The 22,336-nt window shown below is 52.9% G+C and carries 21 protein-coding genes; 11 read left to right on the forward strand and 10 right to left on the reverse strand.

Annotated features, from left to right (window positions below):
• Positions 1–57, reverse strand: a 57-nt coding sequence (locus ABSE13_RS12075; protein WP_424028785.1) for a DUF7575 domain-containing protein, incomplete at its 3' end; no start/stop codon positions are given.
• Between the two features lie 189 nt (positions 58–246).
• On the opposite strand from ABSE13_RS12075, the gene ABSE13_RS12080 reads away from it, so the two are divergent.
• A complete protein-coding gene (locus ABSE13_RS12080; RefSeq protein ID WP_424028765.1) occupies positions 247–726 on the forward strand; it encodes a hypothetical protein in 480 nt (159 codons plus the stop codon).
• A 75-nt stretch (positions 727–801) separates the two neighbouring features.
• Here the strand turns inward: ABSE13_RS12080 and ABSE13_RS12085 are convergent, their stop codons facing one another.
• Both ABSE13_RS12085 and ABSE13_RS12090 read right to left on the reverse strand, forming a co-directional pair.
• The gene (locus ABSE13_RS12085; RefSeq protein WP_424028766.1) at positions 802–1,881 is read right to left on the reverse strand and encodes an ABC transporter permease; all 1,080 of its coding nucleotides are present in this window, start codon (positions 1,879–1,881) and stop codon (positions 802–804) included.
• Entirely contained in the window at positions 1,878–3,686 is a 1,809-nt protein-coding gene (locus ABSE13_RS12090; protein ID WP_424028767.1) for an ABC transporter permease, read from the reverse strand. The genes ABSE13_RS12085 and ABSE13_RS12090 overlap by 4 nt, the downstream gene beginning before the upstream one ends.
• A gap of 210 nt (positions 3,687–3,896) precedes the next feature.
• Between ABSE13_RS12090 and ABSE13_RS12095 the strand changes: the two genes are divergently transcribed.
• The 4 genes from ABSE13_RS12095 to ABSE13_RS12110 all read left to right on the forward strand — a co-directional run bounded on the left by ABSE13_RS12095 (position 3,897) and on the right by ABSE13_RS12110 (position 7,456).
• Positions 3,897–4,787 (forward strand): ABC transporter ATP-binding protein, encoded by an 891-nt coding sequence (locus ABSE13_RS12095; protein WP_424028768.1) that lies wholly within the window; start codon positions 3,897–3,899, stop codon positions 4,785–4,787.
• A gap of 215 nt (positions 4,788–5,002) precedes the next feature.
• Positions 5,003–5,371, forward strand: coding sequence for a response regulator (locus ABSE13_RS12100; RefSeq protein ID WP_424028769.1), 369 nt, complete (start codon positions 5,003–5,005; stop codon positions 5,369–5,371).
• The gene (locus ABSE13_RS12105) at positions 5,371–5,970 is read left to right on the forward strand and encodes a chemotaxis protein CheX (protein ID WP_424028770.1); all 600 of its coding nucleotides are present in this window, start codon (positions 5,371–5,373) and stop codon (positions 5,968–5,970) included. Before ABSE13_RS12100 ends, ABSE13_RS12105 begins: the two co-directional genes overlap by 1 nt.
• A gap of 7 nt (positions 5,971–5,977) precedes the next feature.
• Positions 5,978–7,456, forward strand: coding sequence for a PAS domain-containing protein (locus tag ABSE13_RS12110; RefSeq protein WP_424028771.1), 1,479 nt, complete (start codon positions 5,978–5,980; stop codon positions 7,454–7,456).
• A gap of 1 nt (position 7,457) precedes the next feature.
• Here ABSE13_RS12110 and ABSE13_RS12115 read toward each other — a convergent pair whose 3' ends face one another.
• Positions 7,458–7,844, reverse strand: coding sequence for a type II toxin-antitoxin system PemK/MazF family toxin (locus ABSE13_RS12115; RefSeq protein WP_424028772.1), 387 nt, complete (start codon positions 7,842–7,844; stop codon positions 7,458–7,460).
• Between the two features lie 135 nt (positions 7,845–7,979).
• The gene (locus ABSE13_RS12120) at positions 7,980–9,512 is read right to left on the reverse strand and encodes a beta-ribofuranosylaminobenzene 5'-phosphate synthase (protein WP_424028773.1); all 1,533 of its coding nucleotides are present in this window, start codon (positions 9,510–9,512) and stop codon (positions 7,980–7,982) included.
• A gap of 159 nt (positions 9,513–9,671) precedes the next feature.
• On the opposite strand from ABSE13_RS12120, the gene ABSE13_RS12125 reads away from it, so the two are divergent.
• Positions 9,672–10,007: an AN1-type zinc finger domain-containing protein gene (locus ABSE13_RS12125; RefSeq protein WP_424028774.1), complete on the forward strand. Its 336-nt coding sequence runs from the start codon at positions 9,672–9,674 to the stop codon at positions 10,005–10,007.
• 241 nt (positions 10,008–10,248) lie between these two features.
• Positions 10,249–10,449, forward strand: coding sequence for a hypothetical protein (locus tag ABSE13_RS12130; protein ID WP_424028775.1), 201 nt, complete (start codon positions 10,249–10,251; stop codon positions 10,447–10,449).
• A gap of 59 nt (positions 10,450–10,508) precedes the next feature.
• Here the strand turns inward: ABSE13_RS12130 and ABSE13_RS12135 are convergent, their stop codons facing one another.
• Both ABSE13_RS12135 and rbr read right to left on the reverse strand, forming a co-directional pair.
• A complete protein-coding gene (locus ABSE13_RS12135; RefSeq protein ID WP_424028776.1) occupies positions 10,509–14,894 on the reverse strand; it encodes a PAS domain S-box protein in 4,386 nt (1,461 codons plus the stop codon).
• Between the two features lie 261 nt (positions 14,895–15,155).
• Positions 15,156–15,728 (reverse strand): rubrerythrin, encoded by a 573-nt coding sequence (gene rbr / locus ABSE13_RS12140; protein WP_424028777.1) that lies wholly within the window; start codon positions 15,726–15,728, stop codon positions 15,156–15,158.
• Between the two features lie 1,361 nt (positions 15,729–17,089).
• On the opposite strand from rbr, the gene ABSE13_RS12145 reads away from it, so the two are divergent.
• Both ABSE13_RS12145 and ABSE13_RS12150 read left to right on the forward strand, forming a co-directional pair.
• Complete coding sequence (locus ABSE13_RS12145) at positions 17,090–17,758, forward strand: flavodoxin family protein (RefSeq protein ID WP_424028778.1); 669 nt, start codon at positions 17,090–17,092, stop codon at positions 17,756–17,758.
• A 177-nt stretch (positions 17,759–17,935) separates the two neighbouring features.
• The gene (locus tag ABSE13_RS12150; RefSeq protein WP_424028779.1) at positions 17,936–18,844 is read left to right on the forward strand and encodes a hypothetical protein; all 909 of its coding nucleotides are present in this window, start codon (positions 17,936–17,938) and stop codon (positions 18,842–18,844) included.
• Positions 18,845–18,987: 143 nt separating this feature from the next.
• On the opposite strand, the gene yidD is transcribed toward ABSE13_RS12150, so the two are convergent.
• Positions 18,988–19,224 (reverse strand): membrane protein insertion efficiency factor YidD, encoded by a 237-nt coding sequence (yidD, locus tag ABSE13_RS12155; protein ID WP_424028780.1) that lies wholly within the window; start codon positions 19,222–19,224, stop codon positions 18,988–18,990.
• A complete protein-coding gene (locus ABSE13_RS12160) occupies positions 19,211–19,816 on the reverse strand; it encodes a double zinc ribbon domain-containing protein (RefSeq protein WP_424028781.1) in 606 nt (201 codons plus the stop codon). Before ABSE13_RS12160 ends, yidD begins: the two co-directional genes overlap by 14 nt.
• Positions 19,817–19,943: 127 nt before the next feature.
• On the opposite strand from ABSE13_RS12160, the gene ABSE13_RS12165 reads away from it, so the two are divergent.
• Positions 19,944–20,303, forward strand: coding sequence for a hypothetical protein (locus ABSE13_RS12165; RefSeq protein WP_424028782.1), 360 nt, complete (start codon positions 19,944–19,946; stop codon positions 20,301–20,303).
• 149 nt (positions 20,304–20,452) lie between these two features.
• Positions 20,453–20,842 (forward strand): hypothetical protein, encoded by a 390-nt coding sequence (locus ABSE13_RS12170; protein ID WP_424028783.1) that lies wholly within the window; start codon positions 20,453–20,455, stop codon positions 20,840–20,842.
• A gap of 699 nt (positions 20,843–21,541) precedes the next feature.
• Here ABSE13_RS12170 and ABSE13_RS12175 read toward each other — a convergent pair.
• The coding region (locus ABSE13_RS12175; RefSeq protein ID WP_424028784.1) for a DNA primase family protein at positions 21,542–22,336 on the reverse strand (795 nt) is incomplete at its 5' end.

Consider the following 22,336-nt stretch of genomic DNA (forward strand, 5'->3'; position numbering starts at 1 on the left):
CCACTGGCAGAATTTTCCGGAGGCATCAGTCTCTTTTCCACATTTAGGACAGAACATTCGTTGAACTCCTGATATGTAAAGTTAATCCGGGTGTCCTTTTTAATTTAACTGTTCTTTCCCGGGATTTTCACGTATTTTTGCCATTTAGTGCGTTCGCACTCCAAACCGGTATCGTGCCGGCAGGAGATTTGAGGCAGCAGTATAACAGCACAAATCAGTAATATCAATAATTTAAAAGAATTCTGCATGAAATACATCGTGATCCTTACGATCCTCCTTCTCCTCGGGGCGTGTGCGCTCTTTGCCGGCTGCACAAGCCCAACCCAGGCCGGGCTTCCCCCGGTCGGGACGACTGCTGCCCCTGTCCCGGTCACCTCCCCGACAACTCTGTCAACGGTCGTTGCGACCCCGGTCGCCATAGAGACCCTGCCCCCGGAGCAGGCTGTCGATCTCCAGCTGAACAAGGAGCGGCCTGATTACACCCTCCACCTGCTCTATAATGGTGGAAAGGGCGAGGCTTTTGTCCAGTATATCCTCATGAAAGCGACCCTCTCAGACGGTACGGTCGTCCAGCAGTACATGAATGACGGCACGAGACGCCCCCGTCGTGGAGATGAACTGATCATGCAGGGCACGCGGGGCAATGACCGGGTCGAAGTCTTCGTTACCAGTGCTGGCAGGACCTACAAGGTGCTCGACCAGCCGATGATCACGAATACCCTCTGAATTATTCTCTCCTTTTTTAATCTGTCCCCTCCTGAAAGGCGGACCGGACCTGAGCCTCGTTTTGAGGGATCTTTCTTACCCTGAATGACTCAGGCGACTGATTCTTTCTGCATACCTCTGCGTTGCATATGCCAGCACTGCGATGATCGCGAGTGTCGTGGCAAGGACAATCCACTGCTCCGGGCCGGCGGTTCCCACAGCAAGCCGGGTCAGGAGGTTCATCGGGTTTGCCGGTAGGGAGAGGGCAAACAGGATCAAGACCACGAGCGCGGTGGAGAAGATGAACTGTGCAGCAGTCCGCTCCCGGTAGTGCAGCGCGGTCAGGGTCCCCAGCAGGATCAGGATGAGGGAACTGACCGCGACCTGTAACAGGATCAGGGGAGCATTCTCGATCGCGATACCGTTGATCATCAGGAGGACCAGCCATGCCCCGGCCTGGATCGGGATTAGGATTTCGCAGGCAAGCACCTTCCCCCAAACCATCTCGGAGAACGTGACTGGTGTCGAGATCAGGGTCTCCAGCGTATCATGCTGGTACTCTTCCGTGATCAGGTCGATGATGAGCGCCGACGAGATGATGGCCGGCATGAAAACGAGCAGCGGGATCAGCAGCCCGTACACGAATTCATAGAAATCCCCTCCGCTTTTCTCCGGGGGGAGCTGGAGGGGTATGGGCTGCTCGCTGATCCTGCCGGCCCTGACCTGCCGCAGATCCGATTCATAGTGCAGGAAAATATCCTTGAGCTTGACATCAACGATGGCGCTCTGGAGATCGTTCTCCAGTGTATAGAGCGTGATCTTGACCGGCTCCTGGGCATCAGGTGCTGTATCCGGCACGTAGATCACAGCAGCAAGTTTGCGTTCCCCCAGTGCAGCGACTGCTGTCGAAAGGTTCATTTTGAATACCCGGAAATCAGGGCTGTCATGAAGGTAATTGAGCATCTCCGAATCATTGCCCGCATACCCGACACTGTACCGGAAGTGCGAGTACTGGGAGAGGGAAGAGGGATCATACATCGAGGTGAGCCCGACCATGAGGAATGAGGAGAAGAGGGCAATGAAGAGCTGGAGGAGCACGGCAAGCAGGATCGTCCGCTCAGAGAAAAGGCCCCGGAATTCTTTTTTCGCGATGATGGTGAGGTGGCGGGCTTTCATCCGATCCACCCCAGGATGAAATAGAGGTTATAGAGACAGTGCACTACCATCGCGATGGCAAGGCCGGGAGCAAACCCCGATCTCCCCCATCTCTTCAGGCAGAGTGCCACGATGAGCACACCGGCAAAATGGAGGAGAAGTGGAAGCCAGAGCGATCCGAGCGAGAGGAAGAGAATGCTGCCAAAGACCGAGTCCGAGATCTGGGCCAGGGTGACAAAGAGGAGCAGTTTCTCTCCCACAAGGAACCCGAGTGCAGTTGCCCCGCAGGCAAAGACCAGGTTCCTGCCGGAGAGGAAAGACGGGTCGCGGACAAAGATCGTGTAGATCCCAATACCTTTTGCTATCTCCTCTATCAGTGCCGCGAGAAGGAGGAGGCCGATGAGCGAGTACGGCATGGGGAGGTTGAAAAAGAGCACGAGGCACATCATCTGGATCATGAAGACGAACGGGATGGAACACCCTGCGAGCAGGAAGAGTGCAAGGAACAGGTGGTTCCGGGGGAGGATCTCCGAGAGGAACTCCCGCATGCGGGTGACCAGGTTCTTCTCAGAGAAGAGGCGCTCCTCCTTGAAGTTCTTCGCCGCTATGTAGAAGAGGACCGCGCCGGTCAGCCAGAAGAGCGAGGTTGAGTACAGGTAATCGGTCAGGGTCCAGGCAGTTCCCTGCATGGTGAGGACGATCAGGGTCAGAGGCGAGATGAGGCTGATCACGTGGACGTTGGCAAAGATGCTCGGGAAGAAGAGGTACGAGGTTGCCACGGTCGAGAAGAAGATAGAGATGAACGAGAGCTCTTTGAAGCTCCGGGAGAGCATGCCGATGAGAAGCGCGTTCGCGAGGAAGAATACGATGACCGGGATGAGGGGAAGGATGATGATCAGCGGGGCTTTGAGGTAGAGCGTCAGCCCGGTACAGATCGCGAGCATGCCAAAGAAGTACGGCAGCATCTTGCCGATGATGATGGACGAGGCTTTTACGGGGGTCGAGAGGAGGACCTCGCCTTTGCGCTCGATCCGTTCGTTCATGATGCTCATCATGAAGAACTGGGAGGTGAAGTAGAGCGGGAAAATGAAGACGAAGACGAGGATGATCGAGTCAAAGGGAAGGGGTGGCGAGAGCTGGGAGGGTGTCTTGAAGTTCCCCATCGTGCTGCTGCTGGCAGAGAGGACGTCCGTGTACCGCGAGATCTGGGTGTTCTGTGCATTGGACTGGACCAGCTCCGTCCGGAGTTCATCCTCGGAGACGGCAAGGGTCGGGGACGGTGTCGGGATCTCCTTCACTACTCCCTGCGGCACCGGCGGGCCCCGGTTCGGGGCTGCGCTGACGTACTGGCCGCTCTGGGTCGAAAGGAAAGTGAGCTCGCTTGTTACGGACTGCGTATCGATCCAGAGCGGGTACGCGGCGAAGAGGTCCGTCTCGTTGTTGTAGATGCTGTTGACATATTTTGCATAGTCCCTCTCAAGGGCTTTATCAGCGGCAACGGCTCTGCCGCTCATACCGGGATATGCAACCCCCCCGGTGACCACGAGATCAAAGGCATCCCGGTTTGCAGACAGGGTGGACGCGTCGAGCTGGTAGACCGTGAACCGGGCATCCCCTGCCAGCAGCTGGGCCATCTGCGGGTCATCGGTCCCGACCCGGTACATGCCGTCCTGCAGGTGCAGCCCGCTCCGGGCGGAAAACCCGGTGACTGCCACGAGCAGGATAAAGAGGACGATGGCGAGCGGCAGCATGTCCCGTCTCATCATGGTGAGGGACTTTTTTACCTCCCATCGCGCGATGGTCCGGATATCGGCAAGCGTTCCCATGTGTTCGTCCGCAGATTAAGTCCGGTTGGATCCTTCCCCTCCATGCCGGCGCCGGATGCAGCAGCCCGGAACCCGGAATACTCCTGAGTACAGAGTAGTATGGGGTATCCGTAAAATACTCATCGGTATACCCGGCAGACCCCAGAATACTCCCTATCCCAACTTATATCTGCACCCCGAAACAAGTCTGACTAAAGAAGGTATTCCTCCATGATCACGGCCCGCAGCCTGGCAAAGGACTTCGATGGTTTTCTGGCACTCGATGGTGTCAGTTTCGAGTTCGATGACGGTGAGATCTTCGGGATCATCGGCCACAACGGTGCGGGAAAGACCACGCTCCTCAAGATCATCTCCGGTCTCATCGCCCCGACTGCCGGGGAGCTTTTCATCAACGATATCGACGTAGTCAAAAATCCGCTTTCGCTCAAGGAGAATCTCGGGTACCTCCCGGAAGAATCCCGTCTCTATGAGACGATGACCGCTGAGAACTACCTCGCGTTTTTCGGAGAAATCTACGGGCTCTCCCCGCAGGAGATCCGGGTCCGCTCAAACCAGCTCTTCGCGGCCCTCTCCCTCGAACCGGACGGCAAGAAGATCGGGGAGTTCAGTAAGGGCATGAAGCGGAAGACGGCGATCGCCCGGTCGCTGATCCATGATCCGGGATTCCTTGTCTATGATGAGGCAACGAGCGGACTCGACCCGATGACCTCGCGGTTCATCGCGGATTACCTGCGCAGGCTCAGGCAGGATGGCAAGACGATCGTGCTCTCTGCGCACAACCTCTACCAGGTAGAGGCGATCTGCGACAAGGTGATGATCCTCAGGCGCGGTAAAATGGTTGCATTCGGCACCATGCACGAACTCCGTGACCAGTTCGGCTCGCTCACATACACGATCTTCTTCTCGATTGATGACCCGGGAAAACTGATCGGACATTCAAGGACGTACCGGCAGGAGGAGGGGCTCTTTATCTGCGACGCAGAGGACATAAAGGAACTCAACGAGAGCACCGCTGCCATCACCGGGGCCGGTGGCAGGGTGGAGAAGATCGAGTCCCGTTACCCGTCCCTGGAAGAGATGCTCCTCAAGATCGGGAAATGAGCACACTCTTCCTGTGCCGCCAGTTTTCTCATTTTTCCCCTCTATTGTCACGGCCGCTCCATGCAGGTCCGGTTAATCCTACGATCTCACCAGTATACAGAAATGCCCTTTGAATGTAAATCCGGTTGATACAATACTTTTTTTACCCGTACTGACATAAATCCAAAGAGTTTATAGCGGCAGGCAGAGCAGGCTGCCGGCGGGACATAGATGATATGACCAGGATTCTTATTATAGACGACTCATCATTCCAGCGCAGGATTGTTACCGGGATCCTGAAAGATGCAGGATATGATGTGTCGGTTGCGGATAATGGCAGGGACGGTATTGAACTCGCACAGAAAGATGCCCCCTCCCTCATCATTACGGATCTCCTTATGCCGGAGTATGATGGTTTTTACCTGCTCAAAGAGGCCAGGGCACAGGATCTCGGGATACCCGTCCTCGTGCTGACCTCAGATATCCAGGATACAACTCGTGAGCAGTGCTACAACCTGGGTGCGGCGGGACTGGTGAACAAGCCCGTGAAAAAAGAAGTTCTCCTCCCAGCGATAACCCGCGTTCTGTCGGGAGAGCGGCCCTGATGGAGCCGACTGCCGACGATGTCGATGCGATCCGGGAGCTGATCAATATCGGCGTGGGCCGGGCTGCCGGGATGCTCAATGACATCACCGGTTGCGCCATCTCCCTGAAGGTCCCCTCGATACAGATCGTGGAATTTGCACACCTTTCTGAGAGAAACGGCAGGGAAAACGATCCGGTATTATCCACGGTATCCCTCAATTTCCGCGGCCCGATGTCGGGCCTTGCCGCTCTCGTCTTTCCCCCGGAGAGTGCCGCCCACCTGGTGATGCTGATGACTGAAGAGACCGAAGAATCCGGGGAGATGGATGCGATCCGGATCGAGACTCTCAAGGAAGTGGGCAATATCATTATCAATGCCGTGATGGGGTCGATTGCAAACGTCCTTTCACAACATCTCAACTACTCGCTGCCTACCTACCAGGAGCTTGGCATCACTGCACTGGCCGGGTCCATCCATGCCCGGGTTGACGACCGGCTCGTGATCGCAAACGCACATTTCCGGATTGAAGATACGCCGATTGACGGCAACATCCTGCTGATCCTTGAACTGGGATCCATGGATGCCCTGCTTGCCAGTATCCATGGCATGGATCATTAATGGAGAAATGATGCCCGAACGGGTGATGTTTGGCGAGGACTGGACCCCGTACGACATGCTGCCGGTCGGGATCATCGTAATCCAGCAGGATTATACGATCCTCTCCTGGAACGACTGTATCGCTGACTGGACCGGCATCCCGAAGAAATCCATTGTGGGGATGAACCTTCTGGAACGGTTCCCCCACCTGGACAAACCGCTGTACCTGACCCGGATCGCGCAAGTCTTCTCCGGTGGCCCGGCCGTGATCTTCTCTTCCCGGTTCCACCCGCATTTCATACCGGCAGCCCTCCAGACCGGGGAGCTCCGGGTCCAGAGCACCACGGTTGTGCCGGTCATATCGGGAGAGAGTTTCCTCGCGATGATCGTGATCGAGGATATTACGGATCTCTCCCGGCAGGTCAGGGCATTCCGCGATATGAAAAATGTGGCGGAGCGCGAGCTCGAAGAGCGCAGGAAGGCTGAGGAACAGGCCCTGCGGCTTGCAGCTATTGTGGAATCTTCCGATGACGCAATCGTGGGGGAGACGCTCGACGGGATCCTCACAAGCTGGAATCCCGGCGCCGAACGGCTTTACGGGTATGCAGCTGAGGAAGTTTTAGGAAAATCCTTGTCCACCCTCCTCCCGCCCGATCGCAGCGACGACCTCACAGAGGTCCTGTCCCGGGTCAGGAACGGGGAGTCCATCAGCCATTACCAGACCCGGAGGAAGACAAAAGACGGCAGGATCCTCGATATTTCCCTGACCGTCTCCCCGATCCGGGATGTATATGGGCGGGTTGCCGGGGCCTCCTCCATAGCAAGGGACATAACAGAGGCCAAGCGCATGGAGGAGGTGCTCTTCCAGGCCAACAAGAAACTGAACCTGCTCAACTCGATCACCCGGCACGACATCCTCAACCAGCTCATGGGACTGCGGGCATACCTCGAGCTCTCGAAAGAATGTGCAAAGGAGCCGGAATTTATCGAATACATCCGGAAGGAGGAGCAGGCAGCGGAAAATATCGGGAACCAGATCGAGTTCACCCGGTCCTACCAGGATATCGGGGTGAAATCGCCCGCATGGCAGAACCTGCCGTGCACGATCCGGGAGGCAGTTGATGCCCTTGACTTAAAGCAGGTAACGCTGGAGATCGATCTCCCGCAGATCGAAATATTTGCCGATCCCCTGCTGCAGCGGGTATTCTACAATCTTGTGGAAAATGCGGTCCGGCACGGTGAGACCCTGACCACCATACGCTTCAGTCTTGCAAACGAGCCGGGCCGGTGCGCCCTTATCTGCGAAGATAACGGGGTGGGAGTGCCGGCAGGTGTCAAGGAGCAGATCTTCAAGCGGGAATACTTCAAGAATACCGGCTTTGGGCTGTACCTGTCCCGGGAGATCCTCTCGATTACCGGGATCTCGATCCGCGAGACCGGTGAACCCGGCCGGGGAGCACGGTTCGAGATCGTGATCCCCCCATCCGCGTACCGGATACTCTCTTAAATTATCCGCCGGATCGCGTTTTATGTGTCCGGGCGTTTTTCCGGGAGAGTGTTGTTGAAACGGGATCCGGTATACCCGCTGCAATCTCCGCAAGGGATTCCTGCGTGAGATGCCCTTTTTTCCCGATTACGTCCCTGCTGCGCAGCGTCCTGACCCGGGAGAACATCACGTAACTCTCCCCGAACAGGTCCAGTCCCCCCTCAGAAAAATCATCGAGTGAGATCGGGATACACGGGGCATCGGTCGGTGGCTTGCTGCTCACCGGGCAGACCCGGACCTCGCCGTCAGCACCCGCCAGTACCACGATCGCTGGCCGGATTTTTGCCGGGCTTTTTTCATCTATGGACAACGAGATGAGAATCACATCACCCCGCACGTACTGCCCCATGCATACAGGTCGGTGCCGGCAGAAATAATGGATTGGATCCCGGACATTCCCTGCCCCCCTGCAACCGGTACTACACCGGGCTTTGTACCAGACTACCCCTCAGAAAGATCCAATGTTAAACAGGCATTATGCGATTCATTCAGTTCTTACCCGGGCTCCGCTGTTCCGTGCCCCGGTGAGGATGGTGGTTCCCCCTCCGGTCTTCTGCATGAACTCCTGTGCTGCCTGCTCTATACCGGTCATGCCCGTATCCCCGACCGCATACACGGTCGGACCAAACGAGCTCAGTCCCGCTCCCGCCGCGCCGGCTCCCCTCAGCACATCGAGCAGGCCGATCACCTGCGGCGGCTGGAGACCCAGCTCCACTTTCTTGAATCCGAGGCCCTGCACTGCATTTACCGATGAGCCGAACAGGTTGAGATCATGGCTGGCAATCCCCGGCAGCATCCGCATCAGGATTTCGTGGCAGAGCTCCCGTACCTCGGAAAGCGGGACCGGGCAGTAGTTCCGGAAGATGTCGGTTTCGATACCCCCGCTTGCGCCCGGTGGCAGATCAGGGATGGCAATCAGGATGCGCCAGTCTGCCGGGAAATCGTGGCGGGAGATCACCGGTGGCGGACTGACGCCACGCGATGCGGACGACGGGCGGAAATCTGTTTTCTCCCCGCCCTCCCCGAACCGGTGCCCGCCATCGATGATGAACCCGCCGTACTCAAAGGCGGCCGTGCCGATGCCGGATGTCCCGCCCCGGCCCACGAGCCGGGCCAGCTCCCTGACCGGGAGGTGGCGCCCGTGCAGCTCACTGATTGCCCGGGCCACGGCAAGTGAGAGCTGGGACCCGCTGCCGAGACCCACATGGGCGGGGTACCGGCTCCGGACCGTGATCGCCACGCTCCCGCCGGCGCCGAGCTTATGCAGTACGCCCGCAGCCAGCTGCCTGATCCGCTCGCGGGTTGCCGCATCCCCGCCGCTGACCTGCAGGACCGGGCTCAGCTCCGCTTCCAGCAGGATGCCGGGCTCGTCAAGGGTGATGCCAATGCCACCGTCGACCCTGCCCGATCCGCCGTGCATATCGATGAGTGTTACATGGATCCGCGAGGGGGTACTGACAATAACCCTGCGGGTATCGAGGAAGCGGTTGTATGGGAACTGCTCCTCGATAAAAATAAGTGGTTTGCCGGAGTGGATGATCTGGTACTGCCGGCTGAGTACCGGTTCATTCCTTGAGATCGAGAAGATCCGTCCGGTCTCATCCGTTGCCGGCAGGACCCGGGCGTTGAGGATCTGCCGCCGCGCCTCGATATGGTGCTGCTGGATGATCCTGCCGATGGGGATGTCGGCCTTCATCAGGTCGTCCCGGAACTCCGGCGAAAGGCGTGAGAGCGGCGTGTGGGATATTGCATAGATCAATACGTCTCCGGTATCACCGGTCCGGATCTCCACGATCCGGTAGTTGACCGGTTCGCCCTCGGCTATACTCAGGTTGTCCGCGGTTTCCCGGTCCGCAGGTACGACTTTCTGGACAAGGGTCCTGATGACCACTTTTTTTCCGGTGACCGATTCGAGCAGCTGGGTGACCGATCCGTCCGTACCCAGAAGAAATTTCTGCACGGGCGAGATCCGGCCTACCTGTGACTCGATCTCCCGTATGGCCTGTGCGATATCCATCCCAACAACCTCACCTCAGGATCTGATAAGGGTGCTGATGCACCACGTCCTTTCCCGGGAAAATAAAATAAATTCCTGATTTGATTCGTTGTTTAAACACACAATAGGACCTTTCGGGAAGCAGAACGCTTTATGCCCGGACGGCTCAATTAAAAAATAATGAGCCGTTGCGATCATTGCGGCAAGGAGACGGTGTTGCCGTTCACCTGCCAGCACTGCGGGGGAAAATTCTGCGAGGAGCACCGGCTCCCGCCCAATCACAACTGCGTCAACATCGGGAGCTGGAACGCAAAGCCGCGCCCCTCAGTCAGCCTGAACTATGGCAAGGGTGGCGGCGTGACCGTGACCGGGGGCGGGTACCTGCCGGACCAGCGCAGGAATACAAAGAAAAAAAGCGCGAAAGGACTGCCCTGGCTGAAGATCATGGCCGGCATCGTTGCGCTGGTCCTGCTCGGGCTCGCGTGGCTGGTGTTGAGCGGGTACCGGTTCGTGTAAAATCCTGCACCCGTTTTCTCTCCCGGTTATTATTGCCCTACCCGGTTTCGTTCTTATCCCTGCTGCGTTGATCCTGCGTTATCCGCCCTGTACCGCAGCCCGGTACCGGCAGGGCGACCCGGATTTTTCAAACCTGCACGGGTCACCATGACCGGGTCGAACACCCTCTTATCTCACTGTGGCACCGGGTTCACGGCACATTCCATTCTTTTATTAACTCCTGCCACTCAAAACTGGTCACATGATCAAGAAAGAGCACGTTACAAAACTGGTGGATGAGAAGACCGGACTCATGGAATGCCTGGTCTGCGGGGAGCGCCATAATGCTGTCATGAAGCCCGACGCAGATGGCAAGTTTCATCCTGAGAACTGGGAATGCATCAACAAGTGCAGACTGATCCACCACGATGAAAAAGAAGAGGCACACGGAAAGAAGAAATAATCCCCTCCCTTTTTTTCGGATATCCGCCCCCACGGGTTAGTGCGCTGCCCGCCGATCCCTTACTGCCCTTTTCCCGTCCAGTATGCTCCCTTCGGGACTGCGATCTCAAACCGTGCCCCCTTGCCATGGGATCCTGTTTCGTGGATGAAGATGCCGGTGATTGCAAGGATCTCCCGTACCAGGAAGAGGCCGAATCCCGTGTGTTTGCCGTACCCCTTAGCGAAGATCTTCTGTTTCTCATCGAGCGGTATTCCTATGCCATTGTCCTCGACCGTTATCACCAGTTCCTCTGAGACCAACCCGCAATGCACGGTGATCGCTGAGACTTTTTCCCCGTGCCGGATCGCGTTGTCGAACAGGTTGAAGAAGACCTTCCCGATCATCGGGTCGGCAAACACTTCAATGGTGTCGCAGGCGCAGGTGAGCGCGATGTTCTGTGGTTTTGCTGCCATCACAACCTCGTTGACCCTGTGCCATGCCGGGGCCTGCACCCCCAGATCCTGGTAATTCCGGGTAAACTCGATCTGCCACTCCATCATCTCTGCTGCCTGATCGATCTTTGCAATGAATTCCGCGATAATCGGGTCGGGCTTCCTGAGCGTCGCCAGCTGGGTGTAGCCCTGCACGACCGTCAGCTGGTTTGCGAGATCGTGCCGGGTGATGCTGTTGAGGAGGTTGAGCTTCCGGTTGCTCTCACGGATCGCGTTCTCGGACCGTTTCATATCCGTGATGTCGCGTGCATTCCCTATGTAGGCAACCACCGTACCCTGAGCGTCCATGACCGGGGAAATGTTCGAGGTGTGAATATGGATCGATCCATCGGCATGATATGCCCGGTATACAACTCCCGTCTGGCGTTCCCGTGTCCTCACCACGTTTGCAAAAAACGCATCACAGGCGGGAATGTCCTGCGGATGGACAAACTGGTGGAAGGATTTTCCGACAACGTCTTCCGTGGGATGCCCGAGGAGGGTTGTCCAGCTGGGGGAGACAAAGGTGAAGACACCATCACCGTTCAGGGTGTAAATGATATCGTTGCTGCTCTCGACAAGCATCCGGTATTTCATCTCCGATTCTTGCAGTGCTTCCTCCGCGTTCTTCCGTTCGGTGATATCCTGGTTGACCCCGTAGAACCGGATTGTCTTCCCGCCATCGTCCTTCTCGATCCGGAACCAGACCTCCACCCAGATGATTGTACCGTCAGGCCGGATGATCCTTGATTCGAACCTCCGCTCGAACTGTGAATCTGGAGTCTCGATCCCTGCCCGTATGGACTCCTCAACAAAGTGGGTGTTTTCCGGATGGATGAACTGCTCCGTGAACCGCGCTGCCGGCATGCGGTACCCGCCTGCCTTGTCTGCAGTCGTACCGATCAGCCGGTAATACTGGTCGTTGAAGATGAACGTCTGCGTGGCCACGTCAAACTCGAAGTGGCCCATCTTCGCCACGTCCAGTGCCTCCTGATCCAGGCGGCTGAGCCTGACCAGCGCCTCCTCCGCATTCTTCCGTTCGGAGATGTCGTGCGAGAGGCCGAGTACCCCGAGAACTGTCCCCGTCTCATCTATCAGAGGGGAGAGATGGACGTCGAGCCAGATGCCCCCGGCAGGCAGGATCTCAAAGATCTCCCTGTGGGAAGGCTGGCGGTTTGCGATCACTTTCAGGATTTCCTCAAGATGCGGCCCGGCAATTTCGGGACTGAACAGTTCGTTCACGTGTTTCCCGACAAGATCTCCCGGCCGGGCCCGCATGCTGATTGCTGCGAATTCGTTGACGTACCTGACGAATCCATCCGCATCGATGAAGTAGATCATATCGGGTGAATTCTCGGCCAGCAACCGGTACCGCTCCTCACTCTCGCGCATCGCGGTCTCTGCCTTGCGCCGGTCTGATATCTCCCGGCAAAGGGTGATGATCCGGCATTTCCCCTCTTCGTGCACCACGGTTGCATTGATTTCGATCGGGGTAATATGACCCGCGGCATCCGTATAATCGATCTCAAAATTCCGGATGAATCCGTCATGGACGCACTGCCGGACTGCCGCTGCATTCTTATCAGCTTCGGATGCTGCCGTCCATTCAACAACGCTCCGGCCAATAATCTCGCTCAAATCCCGGTGACCCGTGAGACGGACATACTCGGGGTTTGCCTCGAGCACCCGCCCCTCATCATCGAGGATCACATAGCCGGTGTTGGTTGTCTCGATCAGGGACCGGTACCGTCTCTCGCTCTCTTCAAGGGCTTCGGCGGCCCGTTTCTGGTCGGTGGTATCCTTGATGACGCCGGAGTATACAAGTTCGTCCCCGTGCCTGACTGGGCTTGACGTACCATGAAACCAGATCGTCTCTCCGGACGGTTTGATGAACCTCCCGGTAAAATCCCAGGGAGCTGCCGTCTTCACCGCATTGTGCACCGAGTCCATGAACCGGGATCGATCATCCGGGTGCAGGCCGCTGACAAACACCGGGAAGAATTCCCCGGCATCCGTATCGATCCCAAGGATTTCCAGGGCCCGGCTGCTCGCGTAGTACACCCCCATGCTGCCGTCCGGCCTTGCATAGAACTGGAAGACAACACCTGGAACTGTTGCTGCAATCTCCTCCATCTGCTGCCGGCGTTCCTGGATCTCCCCATGCGCCGATGACAACGCATTGTACTGGTCCCGCAGTTCCTCTTCGGAAGCAGTGATCTGCTCGTACACTGCCTGCAGTTCCATCTCCGTACGCTTGCGTTCGGTGATATCCGTGAACATGGCGACCATGGAACCGGTGAAGATCTGGAATGCGGTAACTGCATACGCACTACGTATCTTCCCGTTGTCATACTCCACCTGTTCGGTCTGCCAGATTCCCCCGTGTGCGGCCACGTCGCGGTAGCGATCGGGAATCTCCGTACCTTCAAGGCCGGGGAATGCCTCCCCGATCGTTTTCCCGGCAAACCGGCTGTTATCGATACCCAGTATGAGGTCTGCGCCCGGGTTTGCCCTGGTAAAGACAAGGGCCCCGGAGGGCATCAGATCGTAGAAGTGCATGCCGACAGGTGCATGTTCGACAAGGCTCCGGTATTTTGCCTCGCTCTCCTGTTGCGTCTGTTCGGCACGTTTCCGCTTGATAATTGTCCAGAGCCCCTGCATCAGCAGGATAAGCTCGTGGGCATCACGGTCTGTGTAATCGGAGGGCTTGTTGGCAACGCCGGCGACCAGTACAATGTGCCCCTCTTCCATGATCGGGACGTTCATGTGCCGGATGATACGGGGGTGCCCATCGGGATATCCCTTCTTCTTTGGGTCCGGCGCATCGTAGTTGTTGGTAATAACCGGCCGTCGCTGTCGGACGGCCTCGCCCCAGAGGCCGGTCTTCTCCGTTTTGTACACAATAGGCTTGTCCCTCATGGAACATTCGGCCATTGCTTCCTTGGACCATGCATACATCGAGAGTTCGCTCTCATCATCATTGAGGAATGCCAGGTATCCCAGGGGGCTGCCGGTGATGATCCCGGCACCTGCGACCGCATAATCGAGAATCTCCTTCTCGCGCTTTTGGGCACGCTCATAGAACCCGATCATGTAACCAAGGCGGATTTCGCTCTCCCGGATCCGTTTCTCGCTCTCCACGAGTTCGTTGTACTGCACCTGGAGTTCCTCCTCCGATTGTTTCCTGTCCGAAATATCCCGGATCGCTTCAATTGCCCCGGTGATCTCCCCGTCGCGGTTATACAGGGGACTTGCCTTTCCCAGGGCATCGATCCGCTTTCCTTTTGGATGGGGCAGGCTGGTTTCCGCTGATATGGCGTTTCCCTCCCGCTGGAGATTGATATAATAATCCGCAATCTTCTCGTCAGGTTCAAAGACGAGATCGATGAGAATCGGCCTGCGTGTTCCGTAGAACGGGATCGCGTACTCGTAATTGCCTTTCCCGAGCATTTCGCCTGCAGGAATCCCGGTCATCTCCTCGATTGCCTGGTTCCATGCGATCACATTCCCTTCCGTATCGATAGCAAAGGTAGCGTCCGGGAGGAAGTTGATAATATCTGAAAGCCGGCGTTCCGAATCAGAAAGGGCGGTTTCTGCCGTCCGCCTTCTGATTGCCTGGCGTACCCGGTGGGCCAGCTCGGCGAACTGTGCTTTCGGGTCTCCTCCCTTCTGGAGGTAGGAATCCACCCCATTGTTGATCGCTTCGATGACGATCTCCTCACGGCCCCGGCCGGTGAAAAGGATGAAGGGGATATTCCCAAAGGTTTTCCTGACGGTTTTCAGGAGCTCGATGCCGTCCATCTCCGGCATCTGGTAATCGGAGATGACGGCATCGAAGTCAGTATGGCTGATCAGGTCAAGCGCCTTTTCCCCCGACTGGACGGTCCTGACGGTGAATTCTCCGGTACTCTCGAGGAACAGCTGGCCGATCTCGAGCAGCCCCGGCTCATCGTCAACATACAGGAGGGAGTACATGTCGTGGACCTGTGCAGGGAATGGTAAGACTAGGTGACAGGCAATTGTCCTGAAATACTAATGAATGTTGCGCAGGGCGGATACCGTTCACTGACCTGATCTTCCGCACGGTTACCGGCCCGGTATCCCTTCGGTTGTTTTACAAAAATGACTGTTATCGCCAGCAGGGAGATTCGGGCTTATGGGCCGGCAATCTCCCGGGTGCTCCTTTCAGTGATGTGACATTCCCCTGAATGAGGTATAAAAATAAAACTGGTTATTTTAGTAGTTCTCCGCGGCAATCTCGAAATAGGCCTGCGGGTGACTGCAGACCGGGCATGCGGACGGTGCGGTCTTGCCCTCGTGGACGAACCCGCAGTTCCGGCAGTACCATGTCACCGGCATGTCTGTTTTGAAGACCTTTCCCTTCTCTACGGCGGCCAGGAGTTTTTTATACCTGCTCTCGTGGTGCTGCTCGACCCGGGAGACCTGCCGGAAGAGGGTGGCGATCTCTTTGAATCCCTCTTTATCAGCAGTTGCTGCAAAACCGGGATAGAGCGTGCCCCACTCCATCATCTCTCCCGCGGCGGCGGCCGCGAGGTTCTCCTTTGTGCTCCCGATGACTCCCCCGGGATACGAAGCGGTGATCTCCACGTCCCCGCCTTTGAGCTGCTTAAAGAAGATCTTTGCATGCTCCTTCTCCTCTTCTGCGGTCTGCAGGAAGATCGCACTGATCTGCTCGTACCCCTCCTTCTTTGCGGCACTCGCAAAGAAACTGTACCGGTTCCTTGCCTGGGATTCGCCGGCAAATGCGGCGAGCAGGTTCTTCTCGGTCTTGCTGCCTGTGAATTTCATATGTATCACCCTCCTTTTGGGCGCTCCCTGTTATGAACCTGACGAAGCGGACAGGGACAACGGAATGTTCCGACCGGTTTTTTCCGGTTCTTCGTACTCCGGAAGCCGGCGTTGATGCAGTGGGCCGGATGATTACACGAACCCTCACGCCCGGTGATCTTCCTTCGTGGGTGGGTAACCCCCAAGGATCACCTTCCATGAGATTTCAGTTCTCTCACGATCTGTTCTCCGACGGAGACTTGTCCAGCCGGAATACCCGAAAATTTTCGCCAGTGGAAGTGGTGCCAGCGCCCGGCAAAATTCCTCTTATAAATCGCTGTTTTGTGAAAATACCCGTTTTATGAAGAAAAAACCGTGCACTTTCGTGGGCTTTGAAAATGCGCAAAAACATGACAACCTTGCAGGTTATCGGGGCGGGCCGGTGCCGCCCGGGCGCTGCTATGGCCGAAATTTTTACCGGTACCGGTCGCAAGGGAAAATGGTAATGAAATGAACCGGAAAACGGGGAGTTTTCCGATTGTGACCGGTATAGTGATGGTTTTCCCCTTATTCCCTGTGAGAGCATCACTCTGTATTACCGGCTGCCGTCCGACAATCATGTCGTAAGTGTGGTATAGCAGTGTTCCTGCGTTATGACGGGACACGGTCACCAGCTCGGACAGTTCCGTTCACACCCCCGGGTGAAGAATATTCCCGTGGTCAAAGACATTTTAAATTGTGGAGTGAGACATTCCCGGATTAATGCGGCCGAAGGAAACGTCATCCACAACCCGGTGGTATGTGGGCCCTGATAGAGGTCTGACCCCGGGGCGTGAAGCGGCAGTGACGGTGCCTGCCCCCCTCCGGGCATCGCTATCTGTACTCGTGCGTGAGATCCAGATCCGGGCTGACGTTGCATCCGTTCGGGCAGCTGAACTCGGTATGGTAGTATACTTCACCGATGATCGGTTTTACCGGAGAATAAAATATGGTTCCACAGATCTTACACTGCAATTCTCCGGTATCCGAGTTGATGAGTAAGGTGATCCTATGAGACATGGTTTTTCTCATTACCTCCCATTAGTCCGCCGGTATTCAATGCAGTTTCTTCCTGGGGGAAGCATTCCTATTTCCTGTAGTGAAGTTCCCGGATCGTTCCAGAAGATATGATGCAGTCTTTACCGGTTAACTATGAATAATATAAAAAAGCGAAACAATATATTACAACTTCTTTGAAATTTTTAATAACGTTACAATTCTTCCAGATACCGGAACCGGTTCAGGTCTATTTTCTTATCAGGCACGGTGGAATCTGATCCGCATTCTCTTCCAATTCCTATTAACCTCCGCCGCCCAATCTCCTGAGCAGGAGCCGCACACCGATGAAGATCCTTGCCATCCACGGGAGCCCCCGGACAATCCGGAGCAGCACGCGAAAACTTGCGACCTTCGTCCTCGAAGGAGCAGCCGAAGCCGGTGCAGAGACGGAGATGATCGATCTCTGCGATTTCCGGGTCACCCCCTGCACAGCCTGTGAGGGATGCTCGTTCAACGGGATCTGTGTGTATGAGGATGATGTGCCGGTCATCGTTGCCCGTATGAAGGAGGCGGACGGGATCGTTTTCGCATCGCCGGTCTATATTGACAATATCTCCGGCCAGATGAAACTATTCTTCGACCGGCTGGCTGACGCGATCCATTACCAGGTGCTGGCCGGGAAATACGGCTGTTCGGTTGCGACCACGCACACGTCCGGCGGCGACGAAGTTGTCGCGTACCTTAACCATGTCCAGAACTATCTTGGCGTGATTTCCGTGGGGGGACTCAGTGTCGCAGCGGGCGGGAATGCAGGAACTGTTGATGCAGCGGAGGCTTCTGCACGGGCGCTCGGGAGGAATCTTGCCGGGGCGATCACGAACGGTTTTTCCGATCCAAAACAGGAAGAAGAGATCGCCGGCAACCGGGATTTTTTCCGGGCCCTTGTTGAGGAGAATCGTGACTTCCGCCCTGAAGACTATCAGCGCTGGGTGCAGATGGGATGGATCGGGTAATTGTCCTGCCCCCTTTAACAAAGAACACCGTTCAGGATCTGAAAACCGGCTCAGAAAGCGATTTTCCCCCGGGAACCGGTCAAAGCCGGGGAATGGGAGGGAAGGATCTGCCGATTCGAAGAAGTCTGATGACTTATCAGAAAAGGTGAGAAAACGGGCCTGAAGGGATTTGAACCCTTGACCTGCGGATTAAGAGTCATAGCATTCTCTAAAATCGATATTGAGCAATATTTGGGCCAGAAATGTTATGCTGTGAGTAAAAAAAGTTTCAACTGGATAAACAAAATCTTAACCGATTTTTATCAATTCTCTCATGGCATATTGGAAAAAGGAAAACTCATCGAATATGCACAGTATCTATTCAAGAAATATCCATCATATTCCACTCGTCACAAACACTTTGTCTATGTTCGAAATTTCATAAAAAATCTGGCACAGGCACGAGATGAACATCAAATATCTTCACTCCTTGTTTATTTTGAAATGCCTAAAGTCCGGCGTGAAATTAAACTCTTGACATCGAGAATCATTACTCAAGAGGATGTCAAAAATGCATTATTGGCAATAGAGAAATCATCACTTCCTGAACTAACAAAACAGAATTACCATTGTGCTATCATGTTTCTTGCTTATTCTGGACAAAGAGTAATTACTGCATGTAGGATTACAGCAGAGCAATTTCAAGAGGCATTGAATCAGACACCCCCCGTGCTTATTGTTCGCGCAGATCAGGATAAAATAAAATTAGCACATCATGTCCCACTACACCCCGAATTAATTTCTTCCCTAAACAAAGTTCTTGATGGAAAGACATCCAGTGACTGTGTGTTTAGTTATGAGGGTCTGAAGCAGTGGTTTTCTCGGCACCCAATTAATCTGACTCACACAAAAGGCAATCTCCAACTTAAAGATCTTCGTAAATTCTTTGAGCAGAGGAGTGACGAATTGGGATTCATGGATTCAAATAAGAACTTCATAATGAGCCACGGATGCAGTTCTGTTGGATGGACGAGTTACAAACAATTCCTCCCAGAGAATGTATACAAATCCTATATGCAGTATTGGGGCAGTGTGAAGATTGTTTAAAATCAATTCTAACACTCCCAACGCTCACTAATTAATGGGTTAAACAATGTTGAACCAGAAATGGTATGATTGCATCACATCCACATGCATGTTCTTATTTCCTTTCACTATTGTTAGGGAAAATGTAACCCGCGTGGAAGGAATTAAGGATAGTCTATACAACTTTCAAAGTTATCTGGTCGGCACCGAGTTAACCGGTTCCATGTTTTTCTAATACCTTTAAATACACCATACTTTTGAATTGCCATTATCCCATATTCAGAACAAGTGGGATAAAATCGACATCGTATTCCTCTCTTGTTCAGATGGTGCGATATATGATTTTGATGAAATTTTATCATCTTGATGCATAGGTTAGAAGGAACCTCATTGAACTTCATGGGTTATCTGTTCCTTTCGAATGGCTCTTGATCCACAATTGGGACATTTGTTTAAATCGGTGACATCTTTTCCTTTAAGAAAAAATAACGGGAAACAACAAGCACAGGCATAGAGGTCTTTAGTAGCATTTGATAGGAGATTTCCTGCATTTTGAAATAATTCCCGTTTCCCAAAATACCATACATTACCGCAAGCGGAGCAGGTGCATCGTGTTTCTTGAACTCGTTTTGTGGCACCATTCCCTCGTACCTGTAGAGGTTCAGTTTTGTTAAAAGTGATTTTATCGTTATGAATAACATCTGTTTTTTTTGTTTCAGCGGCAATTAATGGGATATGAGAATATTTTTTGACGGAGACAGCATCCGTTACGGTTTGTCTTGTTGGTTGCGATCTAACATTGAGATTTTCTCTTCCATTAATAGTGATTATAGGAGTTCCACAGATATTACAAAACTTGGATTGGGCATCAATTACTGGATTTCCGCATCCATTACACACAGGACTTCGGGGGAATTTCGAACCACAACTATCACAAAATAATGCTTTATCATCAACGACGGTAGCACCACATTTATTACAGCGTTTTACCATTTTATGCCCATAGTTGTGTGATTCGAGAACCAGTATAAAGACGCCGATTTATCTCTACTAGATTTATGATGAAAATAGTAGAATAAAATCACCAAGTTTAAGGGTAAATAATAATCATCCAGTATTAATGAAGAAAAGTGTCGTAGTTGTTTTAGTGTTTCTTTGTATCTTTAGCATTCTTTTCGCAGGCTGTACAAGTAGCGCAAGTAATGATAATACGGGAACGCAAATTACCCCAACCTCACCCCAACCTGAATTTAATAATGGTGATGTTATAGGAAAAGATGTGTCTTCAACCTTCGCTGTTGCTGTAGTGAATTTTGATAGTTCACGTGATTCTTACACCATAGAGGATGCGACTAAAAATGCTGACGGATCGTGGCAGGTATCAACTAGTCCCTCTCAAAGAGACATGTCACAGTCGTCAGTGAATCGACAACTTCTGTTCCTCAATCCTCGTCGTCATCAGGAGTACAAATTCGAATAACATACAGCGGGGCTTGGTCTGGCTCCTATGGGGATGCAGGAGCAACACAATCTATCGATGGAACTGGCTCAAAGGTTATCATACTAACGAATCCCTCTTATAATCTCGTTTCCTGCGCGTTCCAAAAGAAAGATGGTTCCCAAGACGAAATGAAAGTCGAAATTCTTAAAGATGGAACTGTATTAAACACAAGGAGCACGACAGCGGCTTATGGTGTAGTAGCTGTTGCTGCAATGTTAAACGGTGGATCTACCAGTTCAACGAATTCAGGATCTTCAAAAACGGTTCTGATAAAAGTTTATTATGAAGGACAATGGAGTGGTGCTTACGGAGAGGCAGGAGCAATGCAATCCGTAGATGGTGCCGGTTCACAGACATACACATTGACTAATCCCAATTATATCGTCTCATCAACCTTCCAGAAAAAAGATAATTCCGCATCTGAATTGAGAGTGGAAATTTCTGAAGATGGGAACGTGCTTAAATCAGGTAGCACGACAGCTGCATATGGTGTGGTTCTAGTATCGGCCACAGTATAATCCCATTCACTTTTTTAACAAAAAAATTCGTTGTTGACCTATCGATCGGGGAAATACAAAGTGGATTTTGATCATGCTTCACCGTTTTACGTCTTAAAAATATTGTTAATTGAAGTGTAATCTCTATAATCAAAGGTCTGATACATTGGAAAAATCAGATCAATCCGTTTATTTGCGGGCTAGACTTAAATTTACGTCGAAGGCTCGAATGATTTTCGCCAATTTTGCCTTTGGGGTTATGAGGATAATGTAATACAGCCTTTATAAACTCTTTTTGCTGTAGTACAAAGTTTCATTGTATTTCACGCACCTGTGCTCAAACAAACCAAGATAGTTGGACATATGCGATTCTAATTTCAGGAACTCTTGAATTAGTAGAAGGAAATCGGCATAACAACAAAATCTGGGTAATTGCTCTGATGGTCTTACAGATCTGTTTTAACTATTGGAATTAGTGTAGGATCATGACCATTCATTTTTGTATAGCACGCGGGTGTGATGATTACCCATACCTAGTTGTCGCCCTGTGAGAGCGAAGTATCCACTTTGCCCACCTGTGCTAAAATAAAAATAGTTATTCTGACTTCACGAGGTAATCACAGGATTCACTACATTTTGGATAAAACTATTTTAATATAATATATATTTCTAACTTTCCAATAGTTATGGTAAAAACCTAGTGAATGTAGTGATTCACGACTATGATTTCAAAGCAGAATTGATCATAATGTCTTGTGATTCTGGGATTCTAAAGCCTTGATATCCCCACTTTGTTTTACCATCGACAGCCCTTTGAACCTTTTTCCCTCCACGAGTCTGGAGCCTACTGCAAAATTCTTTCGTGGATAATGGGACAATGCTTGCATCTTTACAGCATTTACAGTAGTGGTTATACAAGTCACCAGTTACGACAAAAGACTCAACATCTCTCTCAAGGCATGTGTGAATATAACGGTAGAATGGATCGCTGTCATTAAGCCATTTCTCCCTTGTAACTATGAAAGGGTCTGAAATAATCCCATACTTCATAATCGCTTGCATTCTTTCAATCACGAGGTTAAGGAATCCAGACATGAAATCATCGTCAAAGGTTCTTTCCTCAAACATTGGATCAATTCCATATGCCTTGTTGAATTCGATAAGACACCATCGTTCCCAATACGCGGGATCATTTTGAGTTACAGGAGGATATTCATTGGCAGCAAAGATGAACGTCGTATCATTTTCATAAGAGTAAGGATCGTGATACTTGCGATTGATTGTGATAATACCTCCACCCGTCAAGGCTTTGAACTGGCCAACATCGTCTAATTTTATTCGTGGAAGGTCATCCGAGATATTCACTAGTTTCCCTACAATTCCTGACAGAGAGTGCTTCTCATTGACGAGATCTTGAAGTGCTATATTGGAACAATTGTCCTTGCCAAAAAATCTCATATTAAGCATCTTAAGAAAAGTTGTCTTCCCTGAATTCTTCTGACCTTTCAGAAGGTA

This window comes from Methanoregula sp. (assembly GCF_049518935.1).
Classification (GTDB): Archaea; Halobacteriota; Methanomicrobia; order Methanomicrobiales; family Methanospirillaceae; genus Methanoregula.